17 protein-coding genes are annotated in these 14410 nt (G+C 62.9%); 11 read left to right on the top strand and 6 right to left on the bottom strand.

Annotated elements, in window-relative coordinates; translation table 11 throughout:
* Positions 1–1377, bottom strand: a complete 1377-nt coding sequence (locus YQ44_RS01800) for a KamA family radical SAM protein (protein WP_083411591.1) — start codon at positions 1375–1377, stop codon at positions 1–3.
* Between the two features lie 281 nt (positions 1378–1658).
* Here YQ44_RS01800 and YQ44_RS01795 point away from each other — a divergent pair, with 281 nt between their 5' ends.
* On the top strand, positions 1659–2117 hold the full coding sequence (locus tag YQ44_RS01795) for a cache domain-containing protein (protein WP_071321914.1): 459 nt from the start codon (positions 1659–1661) through the stop codon (positions 2115–2117).
* Between the two features lie 75 nt (positions 2118–2192).
* Positions 2193–3896 (top strand): methyl-accepting chemotaxis protein, encoded by a 1704-nt coding sequence (locus YQ44_RS01790; RefSeq protein WP_071321913.1) that lies wholly within the window; start codon positions 2193–2195, stop codon positions 3894–3896.
* Between the two features lie 15 nt (positions 3897–3911).
* On the opposite strand, the gene YQ44_RS01785 is transcribed toward YQ44_RS01790, so the two are convergent.
* Positions 3912–4490 carry a DNA-3-methyladenine glycosylase gene (locus YQ44_RS01785; RefSeq protein ID WP_071321912.1) on the bottom strand — a complete coding sequence of 193 codons (579 nt, stop codon included), beginning with the start codon at positions 4488–4490 and terminating at the stop codon, positions 3912–3914.
* A gap of 274 nt (positions 4491–4764) precedes the next feature.
* Between YQ44_RS01785 and YQ44_RS01780 the strand changes: the two genes are divergently transcribed.
* The 3 genes from YQ44_RS01780 to YQ44_RS01770 all read left to right on the top strand — a co-directional run bounded on the left by YQ44_RS01780 (position 4765) and on the right by YQ44_RS01770 (position 7711).
* A complete protein-coding gene (locus YQ44_RS01780; protein ID WP_071326194.1) occupies positions 4765–5631 on the top strand; it encodes an HDOD domain-containing protein in 867 nt (288 codons plus the stop codon).
* Between the two features lie 110 nt (positions 5632–5741).
* On the top strand, positions 5742–6950 hold the full coding sequence (locus tag YQ44_RS01775) for a hypothetical protein (protein WP_071326193.1): 1209 nt from the start codon (positions 5742–5744) through the stop codon (positions 6948–6950).
* A gap of 104 nt (positions 6951–7054) precedes the next feature.
* Positions 7055–7711 carry a hypothetical protein gene (locus tag YQ44_RS01770; protein WP_156894662.1) on the top strand — a complete coding sequence of 219 codons (657 nt, stop codon included), beginning with the start codon at positions 7055–7057 and terminating at the stop codon, positions 7709–7711.
* Between the two features lie 14 nt (positions 7712–7725).
* Here the strand turns inward: YQ44_RS01770 and YQ44_RS01765 are convergent, their stop codons facing one another.
* Complete coding sequence (locus tag YQ44_RS01765) at positions 7726–8259, bottom strand: DNA-deoxyinosine glycosylase (protein WP_071321910.1); 534 nt, start codon at positions 8257–8259, stop codon at positions 7726–7728.
* Positions 8260–8292: 33 nt separating this feature from the next.
* Positions 8293–9171, bottom strand: a complete 879-nt coding sequence (locus YQ44_RS01760) for a hypothetical protein (RefSeq protein WP_156894661.1) — start codon at positions 9169–9171, stop codon at positions 8293–8295.
* Between the two features lie 150 nt (positions 9172–9321).
* On the opposite strand from YQ44_RS01760, the gene YQ44_RS01755 reads away from it, so the two are divergent.
* Positions 9322–9750: an Mpo1 family 2-hydroxy fatty acid dioxygenase gene (locus tag YQ44_RS01755; protein ID WP_071321908.1), complete on the top strand. Its 429-nt coding sequence runs from the start codon at positions 9322–9324 to the stop codon at positions 9748–9750.
* Between the two features lie 154 nt (positions 9751–9904).
* Complete coding sequence (locus YQ44_RS01750) at positions 9905–10354, top strand: glycine zipper 2TM domain-containing protein (RefSeq protein WP_071321907.1); 450 nt, start codon at positions 9905–9907, stop codon at positions 10352–10354.
* A 21-nt stretch (positions 10355–10375) separates the two neighbouring features.
* On the opposite strand, the gene YQ44_RS29655 is transcribed toward YQ44_RS01750, so the two are convergent.
* Positions 10376–10507, bottom strand: coding sequence for a hypothetical protein (locus YQ44_RS29655; protein WP_257786873.1), 132 nt, complete (start codon positions 10505–10507; stop codon positions 10376–10378).
* Positions 10508–10688: 181 nt separating this feature from the next.
* On the opposite strand from YQ44_RS29655, the gene YQ44_RS01745 reads away from it, so the two are divergent.
* The 4 genes from YQ44_RS01745 (at position 10689) to YQ44_RS01735 (ending at position 12896) form a co-directional block, all read left to right on the top strand.
* Complete coding sequence (locus YQ44_RS01745; protein ID WP_071321906.1) at positions 10689–11633, top strand: DMT family transporter; 945 nt, start codon at positions 10689–10691, stop codon at positions 11631–11633.
* Positions 11630–12139 carry a GNAT family N-acetyltransferase gene (locus YQ44_RS01740; RefSeq protein ID WP_071321905.1) on the top strand — a complete coding sequence of 170 codons (510 nt, stop codon included), beginning with the start codon at positions 11630–11632 and terminating at the stop codon, positions 12137–12139. Before YQ44_RS01745 ends, YQ44_RS01740 begins: the two co-directional genes overlap by 4 nt.
* A 237-nt stretch (positions 12140–12376) precedes the next feature.
* On the top strand, positions 12377–12652 hold the full coding sequence (locus YQ44_RS28590) for a hypothetical protein (protein ID WP_156894660.1): 276 nt from the start codon (positions 12377–12379) through the stop codon (positions 12650–12652).
* A gap of 64 nt (positions 12653–12716) precedes the next feature.
* Positions 12717–12896 (top strand): hypothetical protein, encoded by a 180-nt coding sequence (locus YQ44_RS01735; RefSeq protein WP_034746290.1) that lies wholly within the window; start codon positions 12717–12719, stop codon positions 12894–12896.
* An 11-nt stretch (positions 12897–12907) separates the two neighbouring features.
* On the opposite strand, the gene YQ44_RS01730 is transcribed toward YQ44_RS01735, so the two are convergent.
* Positions 12908–14389, bottom strand: a complete 1482-nt coding sequence (locus YQ44_RS01730) for a glycine betaine ABC transporter substrate-binding protein (RefSeq protein WP_071326192.1) — start codon at positions 14387–14389, stop codon at positions 12908–12910.
* Between the last annotated feature and the right edge of the window lie 21 nt (positions 14390–14410).

The raw sequence follows: 14410 nt of genomic DNA, 5'->3' as shown, positions 1-14410 counted from the left end.
TCAGGCGGCCTGCGCCAGGCGGATGATTTTGTGCGGAAACTGCGGCACAGGATCGTTACCATTCGCATCTGTTTCAAAGAAGAATTTTTCCTGGCCGAACGCGGGTTTCAAATGGTCCATCCACGTCGCTTCCGCATCGAACTTCGCATAAAACGGCCGGCGTACCCAGTCGGGATTACGTGCCTGCAAAAATTGCAGGGCAAACAGTTTCTCGCCATTGATGGTGACCACGCCATCGATGACGATCTTGCCGGGAAACGCGCTCATGGACGGTCCCCGCACCGTGCGCGACAGGCCCGATACCATCTGGTAGGCGGCCTGGAAAATCTCGTGCGCCTTGGCTAGCGGCAACTCGAAATAGCCGCGCGGGCCCGTGTCGCGCTCGACAAACATGTAGTACGGAACCGCGCCCAGGCGCGTGCCCGTCTGCCACAGTTCGGCCCAGCTTTTCGGGTCTTCATTGATATGCCGGATCAGCGGCCCCTGCATGCGCAAGGTGGCGCCCGTGGACACGATGCGCTTCACGGCTTGCTGCGCGATGTCCTGGCGCAACTCGACGGCGTGGCTGTAATGGCCCATCACGGCCAGGTTCTTGCCGGCCTTGACGATGCGTTCGAACAGCCGCAGCAAATCATCGGCATCGCGGTCGGACACAAAGCGCTGCGGCCAATACGCCACCGCCTTGGTGCCGATGCGTATGTTCTGGATATGTTCCAGGGCCGGGTCCAGCAGCGGCTCCAGGTAGGCGGCCAGTTGCCGCGTATTCATGATCATCGGATCGCCGCCCGTGATCAGCACGTCCGTCACTTCCGGATGCAGCTTCAGGTAGGCAGCCAGCTCATGCGATTCGCGCGCATCGAATTTCATGTCGTCCATGCCGACGAACTGGGGCCAGCGGAAGCAGAAGGTGCAATACGCATGGCAAGTCTGGCCAGCGCTGGGGAAAAACAGCACGGTTTGCGCATATTTATGCTGCAAGCCGCGCACGGGCGCATCGTTGACCCGGGGCACGTTATGCGTCATCTGCCCGGCCGGATGCGGATTCATGCCCAGACGCAAACCATGCACATAGGCATCAATAGCCGCCTTGTCCCGCTGCACCAGGACGAGGTCGCGCAAATGCGCGTACTGCTCGGGCGGCAGCATGTCGCGGTGCGGGAAGACGAGCCGGTAGATGGGATCGTCAGGAATATTGTTCCAATCGATCAATTGATCGAGCACATATTCATTGGTGCGAAATGGCAACACATGCGACACCACTTGCACGGCTTCGCGCTGCTCTTCCGGCAACCAGGACCACTGCCGTGCTTGCTGGATGGATTGCCGCGTATAGGGCTTGAACTTGGGTGAAAACGGTTCGGTGATGAATGCGGCCACGGTCGGCTCCTTACCAGTAAATAACGATAACGTCCATGAAATCAGCCCTACGTCAGCCAATTCAACCTGTTTTCACGCCTGCCGCCTGACACCGGCATGCTGTGAAAGTCATCATAATTCTTGCTACCCGGAACCAAATTGCCAAAAATCAACAAGCTTGCCGATAAGCCACCAACTGCCATGCGGCAGCACCTTAGTTTGTTCCATCGCAATTTAATGCGGGCCATGGCGACGTAAATTACGACTTGGCAACACATCCCTCGATATCACAAGGAGTCTTCATGAAACGCTTATTCACGGGTAGTCTGCTGTGCCTGGCATTTGCCGGCGCCAGCGTCAGCGCCGCGGTAGAACCGACGGAAAAAGATGCGATCGCCATGGCCGAACGGGGAGCCGCCTTCATGAAGGCGCATGGCAAGGAAGAAATGATGAAGAAAATCACGGCGAAAGACCCCGACTTCGTGCAAGGCTCGCTGTATGTGGACATGCGCGACATCAAGACGGGCATCGTGCTGGCCCACCCGATCAACCCCTCCATCGTGGGCAAGGACTTGACGGATGTGCCCGACGCGAATGGCAAGAAATATCGCCGTGAAATCATCGAGCTGGCGCAAAAGCAAGGCAAGGGCTGGGTCGACTACCAGTACAAGAACCCCACCAGCGGCAAGATCGAGCCGAAGACCACGTATATCCTGCGCGTCAACGATGTGGTGCTGGAAGCGGGCATCTACAAAAAGTAAGACAGCCGCTGCCGTGCGCGGCGGGCGCTCGCCTGCCGCGGCGCCGCTTGCGGTTGGAACAGCCAGGAGTCAAGCATGCTCAATACACTACGCATCGGACCAAAATTATTGCTGGCGCCCGCTCTGGTCTTGCTGCTGCTGATACTCAGCTCCGCCGGCGCCTGGTATGGCATGGTGCGGCAAAATGCCTCGCTGGAAAATATGGTGCAGGTGCGCATCACGCATCTGAAAGCCGCGTCCGACGTGGCCGGCGAGGCCAAGCATGTGCATGGCAATATGTACCAGTTGCTGTCGTGGACCAACGGCAGCTTCGCCAAGGCCCGCATCGATGCATTGGAACAGCAGATCAAGGCGCGCCACGCCAGCATCGGCACCCAGCTGGCGACGCTGCGCGCGACGTCCACGGGCACCGAACTGACACTGCTCGATGCGGCCATCACGGCGCTGGCCGGCTACCGCAAGGCGGTGCTGGAAACCATGGAAATGGCGCAGATGGACCAGTCGATCGCCACCAACTCCATGCTCAAGGCGGAAACCCAGTTCGTGCGCTTCAATGCCCAGCTGGCGCAGCTGTCGGCGCTGGAAACGATGCTCAGCAGCCAGGCCCATGCGACGGCCAGCGCGGAATTTCGCAGCCTGGGCTGGAGCCTGCTGCTGACCGTCCTGCTGTCCATCCTCGTTTCCATCGTCGTGACCATGCTGGTGCGCCGCGCCATGCTGGTGGAGATACGCGGCATCGCCGACGCCGTGCAAGACCTGGCCGCCGGCAAGCTGATCGCCGGCGCCCCCAAGCCGGGCAACGACGAGATCGCCGACACCTCGCGCGTGCTGGACCAGACCATCGCCAATCTGAACCAGACCTTGCGCACCATCATGGACGCCGTGCAATCGATCGATACGGCCTCGCGCGAAATTGCCACCGGCAACCTGGACCTGTCGGCCCGCACGGAAATGCAGGCCAGTTCGCTGGAAGAAACGTCGAGCGCCATGGAAACCCTGACGGAAGCCGTCAACGACAATGCCAACAATGCCCAGCTGGCTTGCGACCTGGCGGCGCAAGCGTCGAGCCTGGCCGTGCAAGGGGGCACGGCGATGCAGCAGGCAGTGACGACGATGACGACCATCCGCGCCAATTCGCGCCAGATCGTGGATATTATCGGCGTGATCGATGGGATTTCCTTCCAGACCAACATCCTCGCCCTGAATGCGGCGGTGGAAGCGGCGCGCGCGGGCGAACAGGGCCGCGGCTTTGCCGTCGTCGCTTCCGAGGTGCGCACGCTGGCGCACCGCTCGGCGCAGGCCGCCAGGGAAATCAAGACCCTGATCGCCACCTCCGTCACCACGATCGATGGCGGCAGCGTCGCCGTGCAGCAGGCGGGCGAGCGCATGAGCGCCATCGTCGCCTCGGTGCAGCAAGTCAACGAGATCATCCAGCGCGTGAAACAGGCCAGCGCCGAGCAGGCTTCGGGCATCACGGAAGTGAACCAGGCCGTCGCGCAAATGGATGATGTCACGCAGCAAAATGCGGCGCTGGTCGAGCAAGCCGCGGCCGCGGCGGCCAGCCTGCAGGATCAGGCCGTCAAGCTGTCGGCGGCCGTCAGCGTGTTTACCCTCGATCCCGCCACGCCGGCCACACAAGGCACGGCCGAAGACGCCTTCCAGGACCCCGCCAGGACGGCTGGCCAGGAACGGCGTGCACTGCACAGTCCGCTACGCGGCAAGTCCGGGGCCGGTGCGGCCGGCGCCAGGCCCAGGCCGCCACGCCGGCGCGGCGCCTGAATCCGGGCATCCAGCCTAGTCCACGGGCATGCGCATCGGTTTGCTCAGGTAGCGCGAACCGGCCAGGGCGAAGCGCCACGGCGTGTCCATCGCCTTGGAAATGCCGATGCGCGGGCCGGCCAGCACCAGGGCATCCTCCTCGCGCGCCAGCAGCATGAACGGCGGCGCCTCCAGCGCCAGCCGGTTGTGCAGATGCGTGACGCCCAGCGCCTGGCATACCTTGCCCGGCCCCGAACACAGCAGCCGCGCCTCGTCGACGCCGCGCCGTGCGCGCATGGCATCGAGCCCCGCCACGGGTTCGAGCGCGCGTATCAGCACGCCCGCCCCATGGCCCGGCTCGCGGCAGACAAAGTTCAGGCACCAGTGGATGCCATACGAGCGGTACACATAGGCGTGCGCGGGCGGACCGAACATGGCGGCATTACGCGGCGTCAAGCCGCCATACGTGTGCGAGGCCGGATCCAGCCGGTCATACGCTTCCGTTTCCACGATGCGCCCGCCCACGCCATCGACGAGCACGGTCACGCCGATCAGCTGGCGCGCCACATGGCAAGAGTCGTCCGCAAAATCGATACCGGCAAGGATGTTTTTCATACAGCAATTGTAGCGCCGCACATGCCGTCGCACGTTTCGCCCAGCCTTGAAAACAAAACCATCTTGATTTTTTAATCATGCAAATGCGGCATGGCGGCGTCGCAAAACGGCCCGCATCGGCCTCTGGCAAGGAAAAAATGGGGATTTTGTCGACAAAATATTGCAGAGATGAACTATTGCCATGCATAAACAGCGATAATCGTCGGGCACTGCGCCAGACGCTCATGCAGCGGGCAGCGGCAGCGCCACCAGATAACCACCGGGCAAGACAATGATGATGAGAGCGGCAGCGCAAAAGCAGGTAGTGCACGATGATCCGGTTGACGCCTTGATGCGTTCCATCCGTATCCCGCCGCGCCCCAGCCTGCTGGTCGACCTGCAGCGCGAACTGGCCGAAGACGACCCGTCGCCGCGCCGCATCGCGCGCATCATCGCCGACGACGTCGGCATGTCGGGCGCCCTGCTGAAACTGGCCAACTCGCCATTCTATGGCGCCGCGCGCAAGGCCAAATCCGTCGAGCAAGGCATCAATTTCCTCGGCATCAACCAGTGCAGCGCCATGATGACGGGCTTGCTGGCGCGCCAGGCGCTGGAAGCGGAAGGCGTGGAACTGACCCACTTCTGGGACGTGTCGGCCAAGCGCGCGCGCGCCGTGGTATTTGCCTCGCGCAAGCTGCGCATCGCCCCGCCCGACATCGCCCACACGTTCGGCCTGTTCTGCGATATCGGCGTGCCCCTGCTGATGAACCGCTTCCCCGACTACGTCAACACCTATGCGGCGGCGGCGAATGACGCGCACAATTGCTTTACCAGCGTGGAAGATGCGCGCCACCAGACCAACCATGCGGCCATCGGTTGCTTGCTGGCACGTAACTGGGGCCTGTCATCCGATGTGTCCTGGGCCATCCTGCACCACCACGACTACGCGGTGCTGGCCGACCCGTCCACGGATGACGCCATCCGTTCGCTCGTCGCCCTGTCGCTGCTGGCCGAAAAGGGCATTCAGCGCTACCATGGCAACAGCACCTCGCTCGAGTGGGACAAGGGCGGAGAACTTGCTTGCCAGCATCTCGGCTTGTCGCAGGAAGAAGCCGCCGACCTGCTCGACGAACTGCACGAGATGTTCGATACCGACCATTGATGTATCGGGCGGCCGCTGCCGCCTGTATCATGTCACCGGGCGCCAGCCGGCATCGCCGGCGGCGCCCGCTTCCGTTTGCCTGACCGTAGTCCTCTAACCATTTGATCGCCATGCCCAAAAATAAGCGCCCTGTCCCCCGTAAATCCGCCAACACGCCTGAAGACAAGGACGAGTCCGTCACGCGCATGCTGTGCACGATGGCCCTGAACCTGGCGGAACAGGAAGACAGCGAATCGCAGGGCACGGTGCTGGCCGAGCAAGCCGTCGAGTTCGGCCGCATCATCCGCAAGGCCTTGAACCAGAAGAAAGATGAAGTGCTGTACGACGCCATCGAGCGGGCCAAGTACGAAGACGTGGGCGCCTACCAGTACTTGCGCAGCCATATCGAGGAAGCCGCCTCCATCGTGCTGATCCGCCGCGACAATGCGCCGACCATGGAAATCAACGCCTTCGTCGTGCCCCTGCTCGTGCAAAGCACGGGCGGCCTGCGCGAAGCGGACAGCTTCCAGGACCAGGAAGCATTTGAAGCGCTGGTGAAAAGTTTTCAGCAAGCAGGACTGGAAAGCCCGAAAGCCAAGGTGGTCCTGATGAGCCATGCCTACGACCTCGACGAGATCGACCGCATCACCTACAGCCACCTGCACGAAATGGTGCGCGACGCCTATTCGTCGATGACGGACAAGAAAATCGCGGCCACGCCGGGCCTGGAGCGCAGCATCGTCGGCTGGAGCGAAACGGCCTTCGGCCCGCAGGATACGGCCGTCGAACTGCGCTTCCTGCTGGGCTTTGCCCTGAAGCGCGTGGACGACCCGTTCTATGTGGAACCGAAGGATGAAGCGGCGCTCGATGCCTGGTTCGACGCCCGCATGGCGCGCTACCAGCAGTGGACGACGGAAGTGGGCGCGCTCGTCAAGCGCTGCCTGGCGCCGGCCGGCGCAGGACTGGAAGCGAGCTTCCTGTACCAGGATCTGTTCCATGGCGGCAAGGAACAAGGCATGAGCGAATATGCGATGCTGCAAATGATGTCGGGCATCAACCATGCGCTGGCGGAAAACGGCGTGGCCGCCGGCGACGTCTCGGTCGTCGTCGGTCCGGCCGACGAGCATGGCGAGATGCTGTTGCGCGTGAATGTCTACACGGCAGGCGGCGACGTGCTGCACAGCGCGGACAAGCCGCTGGACCTGGCCGCCGACCTGCAGGACGAGGTCGACGATATCTGCGACGCGCTGGCCACCATCGGCGTCACCAGCTTGTCCGTGGCGCTGAAGTTCGATGCCCAGGGCCAGCCGCTGGAAGTGCAGGCGTACGCGCCGGCCTAAGTCCTGCCGCCTCCCGGCCGCCGTTTGCTGTCTTGGCAAGCGGCAATTATCAAGATACCATCTCCGCGAGCGTGCGCCAGCCTGGCCCGCATCCGGAGATGCGCATGCCGCAACTGCAGCCACAACTGATCAATATCGCCCTCCACGTGCTGGCCGGCAGCGCCGCCATCGGACTGGGACTGTTCCTGCTGGCAATGGCCAAGGGCACGCCCGCGCACCGCCGCCACGGCCGCCAGTTTGCGTGGCTGACCTTGCTCGTCTGCGCCACGGCCGCCGTCGGCAATGTGCTGTTTGGCTATCGTCCCGTGTTTGCCGTGCTGACCGTGCTGGTGCTGTACCAGCTGCTGAGCGGCTGGCGCGCCATCTACACGCGCGATGCCGGTCCGCAAGCCGTCGATGGCGCGATGACGGCCGCCGCGCTGGCGGCCGGCCTGCTGATCCTGCTGCGCTTGCGGCAGGACGCTTCCGGGCAGCAAGCCATCGTCGTGCTGTCGTCGCTGGGCGGCCTGGCCACCATCGTCGTCTACGACAGCGCGCGCTGGCTGTTTCCCCGCCGCTGGCATGGCGTCCTGTGGCGCTACGAACACATCTACAAACTGCTCGCCTCGCTGTTCGCCATGCTGTCGGCCGCCGCCGGCAACTTGCTGCGCGTGGGCCAGCCGTGGACGCAGCTGGCGCCATCCTTGCTGGGCTTGCTATGCATCGCCTGGTTCTGGCGGCGCCAGTACCGGCAGGAAGCAGCGCGGGCTGGCGCGCGTTGAGCGCCGGCGTGGCCCTACGTGGCCTCGATGCCGCGCAGCATCAGCCAGGCTTGCAATTTCTGCGCATACGCGAGCGTGTAGGCCGGACTGCTGGACGGCAAGCTGACGATGCGGTAGCGCTGCGCCTGCGCGCCCAGCACCTTGATGCCCAGCTTCGCGGCCGTGCCGCCGTTGAAGGCGATGGTGTGCAGCCGCGGCAGGCTGGCCGCCAGGGCCAGCAGGTCATTGTCGTCGCGCTCACGGATATTGCTGTCCAGGCTGCCCGTGCGCTGCGCCTGCGCCACCACGTCCCACAGGCCCACGCCGTGTGCCAGCAAGGCGGCCAGGCGCGCCTCATAGGGCAGGCTCGTCAAGTTCACGCCCAGCACTTCGCCCATCAGCGTCCAGAATTTGTTTTGCGGATGCGCATAGTACTGGCTGTGCGCCAGCGATTTTTCGCCGGGCAGGCTGCCCAGCAGCAGCAAGCGCGTGTCGGCGTCGACGACGGGATCGAAGCAGCGCTTGCGCGTGTCCGGCGAGGCAGCTGCGGGGAGTAGATTCCTGCTCAAAAGTGGCGTCCTGTGCGGTGGAGGTTGCCTATTTTACTGTGGCCACTGCACGGGTACCTGCATGATGCCCTTGTCATCCCACACCTGCACCAGCGCCGTATGCAATGCGCCCTGCGGCGTGACGCTCCGGCCCACGCCACTGACATGGTAGCCGTAACCGGGTCCATGGCGCTGCGCCACGATGGCGCGTGCCTGCAAGGCCGTGTCGCCATGCAAGGCAGCCAGCTTGATGCCGATGCCAACGATGCCGAGAATCAATCCCAGCAGCGCCGGAATGCGCAGGTCGCGCCGCCTGTACCCCTTGGCATCGCAGGCGGCCGCCACGGCAGGCATGCCCAGCTGGCGATACAGATAGCGGATGACCCACAACGACAGCACGACTTCCAGCACCGACCAGAGACGGTACGCGGGCGCCAGCTTGAATTGGGCCACCGTCAGGGACCACGGTTGCAGGAACAGGAAATCGAGCGCCAGCACGGTCGGCACCACGCAGAAAACCGCCAGCCAGCGCAGCCATCTCGCCGCGCGCAGGCTGCCACGCAACAAGAAGATGCCAAAGATCAGCAACTCGACGCCGCCGACAACATAAATCCGGCTATCGGCCAGGACGATTTCCAAGCAAACACTGACTGTCAACACTACCCACGTGAACAGCAGCACATAGCCTGCCGACTGCAAGTAAGGCCTGGCCGCTGCCGCCAGTGCCGCAGCGGCGGGATCGAGCGGCTTGTCCTGCGGCCGCGCCGCCCACTGGCGCTGCTGTGCCTCCAGGTCATCCTGCTGGCGCTGGGCAATTTCCATTTCAATCCGCTGGCGCCGCGCCGCATCCGTCCCTTCCGGTCCGGCCAACGCTTGCTGCAGGGACGCCATCGAATAGCGCTGGTAATCAGGATGGCTGGCTGGTGATGTCACGACTACCTTTTGAAATGCACGGAAATATTTCCAACTGGCAATAATAACGTGAAATTACCAATCTAACAACTTCCGCTTTTCCCGCCGCGTTCGGCAAGCCGTGTTCCGGTGTAGAATTTCCAGCCAGAACGCCACCATAGAGAGACGCCCATGCGCACCATCGACACCCTGCTGGCCCGGTATGGCGACAGCCACCGCAACCACGTCAATGAATGGGTGCACATCGTGTGTGTGCCGCTGATCGTTTTCAGCCTGCTGGGGCTGCTGTGGAGCGTGCACGCCAGCGTGGCGCTGCTCGGCAGCATTCTCGCCTTATACTACTACTACAAACTGTCGCGTCCGTTTGCTGCAGGCATGCTGCTGATGCTGGCCGCCATGCTGGGCCTGCTGCTCGCCATGCCGCCCATGACCATCCTGCCCCTGTCGCTGGGTGTGTTCGTGCTGGCGTGGATAGGCCAGTTCATCGGTCACCAGATCGAAGGCAGGAAACCGTCGTTCCTCGACGACCTGCGCTTCCTGCTGATCGGTCCGTTGTTCGTGCTGGGCTTCCTGTACCGGCGCCTGCGGCTCGCATATTGAGAGGCGCAGGATCGGGGCGCAACACCGGTGCCGAGTAACAGATTATTACCATTCACAACTAGTTATCCTAAGAAAGTATCCTTATGATAAGTAATAAGCATTTTTATGGCCGGTCGACGTAATCGGCTCACCATCTTTGTCCAAGGAGTTTCACATGAAAGCACCAATTATTGCAGTGGCATTGCTGGCCACCCTGGCCGGCTGCGCCGTACAACCGAACTCGGCGAATGTCTACAATGCACGCCAGGCGCAAAACGAACAATCGGTCCGCATGGGCACGGTTGAATCCGTGCGCCAGGTAACCATCGACAAGGGCGAAACGGGCACGGGCGTGCTGGCTGGCGCGGCGCTGGGCGGCGTGGCCGGCTCGGCGGTCGGGGGCGGCAAGGGCGCCATCGCGGCCAGCATCCTCGGCGCGGTCGCCGGCGGCATGGCTGGCAAGAGCATCGAAGCGAATGCCTCGAACAAGGCCGGCCTGGAAATTACCGTGCGCCTGGACAATGGCGATATGCGCGCCATCGTGCAGGACGCCGACGAGCTGTTCCGCCCGGGCGAGCGCGTGCGCCTGCTGTCCGATGGCCGCAAGACCCGCGTCACGCATTAATCCCCCTGCCGGCGCATGCATTCAGCCGAATGCGCCGGCGGCGATCAGCAGGGATGAGGGCGCCATGCCCTCGTGCAGCCAGACGGCGATCAAGGTGGTCACGATGACATACGCGAGCACGCTCCATACTTTGATCTGCAGTGAGGCTGGCATGGCGTTTCTCCATAACGATGCAATTGAGAAAATATTTACTTGATAGTAATGTGAATATTTTCATAAATTCAACGTTTTCCAAAAGCACTGCGCTGGCTCAATGCCGGCGTGCACCGCACTATCCATAAAGCAAGCCCGACCGGCACTCGCCATCCCCGCGCGATGCCCGTATACTTGCGCGATGTCCTCTCCTCTCCTGTTCATCATTGCCTGCCTGATCTGGGGCTCCACCTTCTGGGCCATTACCTTGCAGCTGGGCGATGTCGCCCCCGCCGTCTCCGTGGTCTACCGCTTCGGCCTCGCTTCGGCCGCCCTGTTCGCGTGGTGCGCCGTGCGCGGCGACGCCCTGCGCCTGCCCTGGCGCGCGCAAAAATGGATGCTGCTGCAAGGCCTGGCTTCGTTTGCCCTCAGTTATGTCTGCACTTACAGCTCCGAGCAATACCTGGTTTCGGCCCTCGTCAGCGTGCTGTTCGCGCTGATGGTGTTCTGGACGCCGTTGCTCAACCGCATCGTTTTCGGCACGCCCATCACCTGGAGCACGTGTTGCGCGGCCTTCGTCGCCATCACCGGCATCGTGCTGCTGTTTTACCGGTCGATCGGCGCCGCACTGCAAGACATCGTGGGGGGCGGCAATGGCCACTTCCTGCTCGGCTTCATGCTGGCCCTGGTGGCCACCGTCTCTAGCACCGTGGGCAACGCCCTCGTCATGAAGGTGCGCGAACAGTCGGGCAACGTGATGCTGACCATGGCCTGGACCATGCTGTGGGGCACCTTGATGGTCGCCGTCTGGGCCGTCGCCACGGGCCAGTCGTGGCAGTTGCCCGCGCGCCCCAGTTACTGGATGGGATTGTTTTACCTAGCCATCTTCGGCTCGGTGATCGCCTTCAGCGCGTATTTCACGCTGATCGCCCGCATCGGCACGCAAAAGACCGTGTATATCGGCGTCGTCACGCCCGTCATTTCCGTGCTGCTGTCGGTGCAGTTCGAACACTACCGGCCCGCCGCCATCGAATGGGCGGGCATGGTCCTGTGCCTGTCCAGCGTGGCCTGGGCCCTGACCTCGGGCGCGCGCAAGACCGCTACGGCATCCGCCATTTCCACCACTCCACCCGCAAAGGCAACATGAGCTCCTCCCTGTCCCCCCTCGCCATCCGTCCCGCCCAGGAAGCCGACGTCGCCGCCATCTTCGGCATGATCCACGAACTGGCCGTGTTTGAGAAACTCGAGCACATGATGATCGCCAGGGAATCCATGCTGCGCGACAGCCTGTTCGGCCAGCATCCCGCCTGCGAAGCGCTGGTCGGCACGCAAGATGGTGAAGTGGTGACCTTCGCCCTGTTCTTCCATAATTTTTCCACCTTCCTGTGCCGCAAGGGCTTGTACCTGGAAGACCTGTACGTCAAGCAATCGGTGCGCGGCAACGGTTATGGCAAGCAGATGCTGGTGGCGCTGGCGCAACTGGCCGTCGAACGCGATTGCGGCCGCTTCGAATGGTCGGTGCTGGACTGGAATGAAAACGCGATCAATTTCTACAAGGGCATGGGCGCCGACGTGATGCCGGACTGGCGCATCTGCCGGGTTGCCGGCGATGCCTTGACACAATTGTCGGCAGGCACGCCGAAACCGGCCTGATTGGCATTGAAAGCGCAGGCTGCAAAAAAAAATCCCCGCGGGCTAGCGGCACCGCGGGGTGAACCCATTGTCAAGTGGGAGGGGGAGAATGCAATCAACGGTTATCAATATAAACGCTGCGGCTTGTCGCGGCGCCGACCTTTACATTTGCTTACCGGGCCTTACATTTGACTTAAATCTCTTAACCAAATGTCGCTCGGATGACACTGATTATTTCCGTGGTTCAATCAATGTGCCATGCAAGCCGATATGTTGTGGCGCAACCCCACTTGCTCCCTGCGATTTTTTATAGATTTGGTACACTGTCAGGCAGGCGATGCAGCCAGCAACCACGGCAAAAATGACCATGCGACACTCCTTGAAAGCACTTCAGGGGGAGACGAATCTGCGGATAACCTGCTGCGCAACATTGGCTGGGGTAAGCAGGAAAGATTCAGTGTGGCATCTTCGGCCTTGGGGGCATTGCGTAATGTCAAACGCGCCAATTTGACGGGGTCATGGCGTTTGATGTGACGCAAAGTGGCGGCATTCCGCTCACACAAAATGAACGCATCATTACGCACCCGGGAGCCACATCATGAATGTTTCTGCCAAACCACTCGTCATGAAAATCTACCGCGCCTACCTGCGCTCGCGCCTGGAACGCTACACGCGCGACCTGCAAGCCATCGCCGAACAGCGCGAGAACGACTTCCAGGCCGAACGCATCCTGCACCAGGCGGTCGTCTCGGTGCGCTCGAAACTGCACTCGCTGTAACCGTGATGCCGTCAGCGCTGCCGGCCAGCCACGGCCCAGCGCTCCACCAGCTCGAACAAGCCCTGCGTCAGCAGGGCAAGCACGGCTGCGGGGATCGCACCGGCCAGCAGCATGTCGTTGTCATTCAGGGCCAGGCCGATGGTGATGCGTTCGCCGTAGCCGCCCGCGCCGATGAAGGCGGCAATCGTGGCCGTGCCCACGCTCATCACGGCCGCCGTTTTGATGCCTGCCAGCATGACGGGCAAGGCCAGCGGCAAATCCACGTGCAGCAGGCGGTCGCGCTTGCTCAAGCCCAGCGCCAGCGCCGCCATGCGCAAGCCTTGCGGCACTTGCAGGATGCCCGTGCACGTGTTGCGCACGATGGGCAGCAGCGCGTAGACGAATAGCGCCACCAGCGCCGGCACGGTGCCGATCATGCCCAGCACGGGGATCAAGATCGCCAGCAGCGCCAGCGAGGGCACCGTCTGCAGCACGCCGACGAGCGCCAGCACCGTTTGCCGCAGCGGCGCCGAAAACGCCGCCAGCACGCCCAGCGGAATGCCGATCACGCACGCCAGCGCCACCGACAGCAGGACCAGGGTCACATGCTGGCGCGTCAGGGTCCACAAGTCGTCGCCGATGATTTTCGCCAGCAGCCCGCTGCGCACGCCCGCGGCGCTGGCGGCAGCCGGCTTGCCTGCCGCCTTGCCCGACGCCAACCATTGCCGCGCCACGCCGGCAAAGCTCTTGCCGTCGATTTCCACTTGCGCGTTCATGGCGATCATGTCGCTCTCGCTGATGCGCCCCTGCAGCGCTTGCAGCGCCTGCCAGGCGGCGGGAAAGCGCGCCGGCACGTCGAGCCGGTACAGCAGCATGGCGTCGTAGCGGGGGAAATAGTGCTGCGTGTCGGCCAGCACGCGCAAGCCGTACTGGCGTATCTTCGCATCCGTCGAATAGATGTCGATCACGTCCACCTGGCGCTGCGCCAGCGCTTCATAGGCGATGCCGTGATCGAGGCCGCGCGGGCGCTGCGGCAAGCCATAGCGCGCGGCCAGGCCCGGCCAGCCATCGACGCGGCCGATGAACTCATGCGACAGGCCGAATTTGAGGCCAGGCTGCTGCGCCAGCTGCGCCAGACTGGCGATGGATTTTTCATCGCCGCGCACGGCCAGCGCATAGGTATTATTGAATCCCAGCGGCACGGCCACGCCCAGGCCCAGCGGCGCCAGTTCATGCCGCATCTGTTCCAGGTCGATCGGTTTGTCGTGCTTGAGGATTTCGCTGGCGATGGTGCCCATGTATTCGGCATACACGTCGATGCTGCCCGCCTGCAGCGCGGCCAGCACGATGGCCGTGTTGCCCAGGCCCTGGCGGTGCTGCACCGCGACGTGCGGCGCGGCGCTCTGCCTGACGATCTCGCCGAGGATGTACGATTCCGTGAAGCGCTTCGAGCCCACCTTCAGGGTGCCGGCGTCCATGGCGTGCGCGGGCGCCGCGGCGCCGAAAACAAACATCAACAGCAGGTAGATGCAACG

The sequence above is a fragment of the Janthinobacterium sp. 1_2014MBL_MicDiv genome (genome assembly GCF_001865675.1).
In the GTDB taxonomy this organism is placed as follows: domain Bacteria; phylum Pseudomonadota; class Gammaproteobacteria; order Burkholderiales; family Burkholderiaceae_D; genus Janthinobacterium.
Note: the sequence above shows the minus strand (reverse complement) of the source record. Positions and strands in the feature narration are given on the sequence as shown.

Excerpts from the sequence above, each read along its gene's own strand:
- YQ44_RS01795 (WP_071321914.1), top strand. The coding sequence starts at position 1,659 with ATGAAACGCTTATTCACGGGTAGTCTGCTGTGCCTGGCATTTGCCGGC.
- YQ44_RS01790 (WP_071321913.1), top strand. The coding sequence starts at position 2,193 with ATGCTCAATACACTACGCATCGGACCAAAATTATTGCTGGCGCCCGCT.
- YQ44_RS01785 (WP_071321912.1), bottom strand. The coding sequence starts at position 4,490 with ATGAAAAACATCCTTGCCGGTATCGATTTTGCGGACGACTCTTGCCAT.
- YQ44_RS01780 (WP_071326194.1), top strand. The coding sequence starts at position 4,765 with ATGATGAGAGCGGCAGCGCAAAAGCAGGTAGTGCACGATGATCCGGTT.
- YQ44_RS01775 (WP_071326193.1), top strand. The coding sequence starts at position 5,742 with ATGCCCAAAAATAAGCGCCCTGTCCCCCGTAAATCCGCCAACACGCCT.
- YQ44_RS01770 (WP_156894662.1), top strand. The coding sequence starts at position 7,055 with ATGCCGCAACTGCAGCCACAACTGATCAATATCGCCCTCCACGTGCTG.
- YQ44_RS01755 (WP_071321908.1), top strand. The coding sequence starts at position 9,322 with ATGCGCACCATCGACACCCTGCTGGCCCGGTATGGCGACAGCCACCGC.
- YQ44_RS01750 (WP_071321907.1), top strand. The coding sequence starts at position 9,905 with ATGAAAGCACCAATTATTGCAGTGGCATTGCTGGCCACCCTGGCCGGC.
- YQ44_RS29655 (WP_257786873.1), bottom strand. The coding sequence starts at position 10,507 with ATGCCAGCCTCACTGCAGATCAAAGTATGGAGCGTGCTCGCGTATGTC.
- YQ44_RS01745 (WP_071321906.1), top strand. The coding sequence starts at position 10,689 with ATGTCCTCTCCTCTCCTGTTCATCATTGCCTGCCTGATCTGGGGCTCC.
- YQ44_RS01740 (WP_071321905.1), top strand. The coding sequence starts at position 11,630 with ATGAGCTCCTCCCTGTCCCCCCTCGCCATCCGTCCCGCCCAGGAAGCC.
- YQ44_RS28590 (WP_156894660.1), top strand. The coding sequence starts at position 12,377 with ATGCAAGCCGATATGTTGTGGCGCAACCCCACTTGCTCCCTGCGATTT.
- YQ44_RS01735 (WP_034746290.1), top strand. The coding sequence starts at position 12,717 with ATGAATGTTTCTGCCAAACCACTCGTCATGAAAATCTACCGCGCCTAC.
- YQ44_RS01730 (WP_071326192.1), bottom strand. The coding sequence starts at position 14,389 with ATGTTTGTTTTCGGCGCCGCGGCGCCCGCGCACGCCATGGACGCCGGC.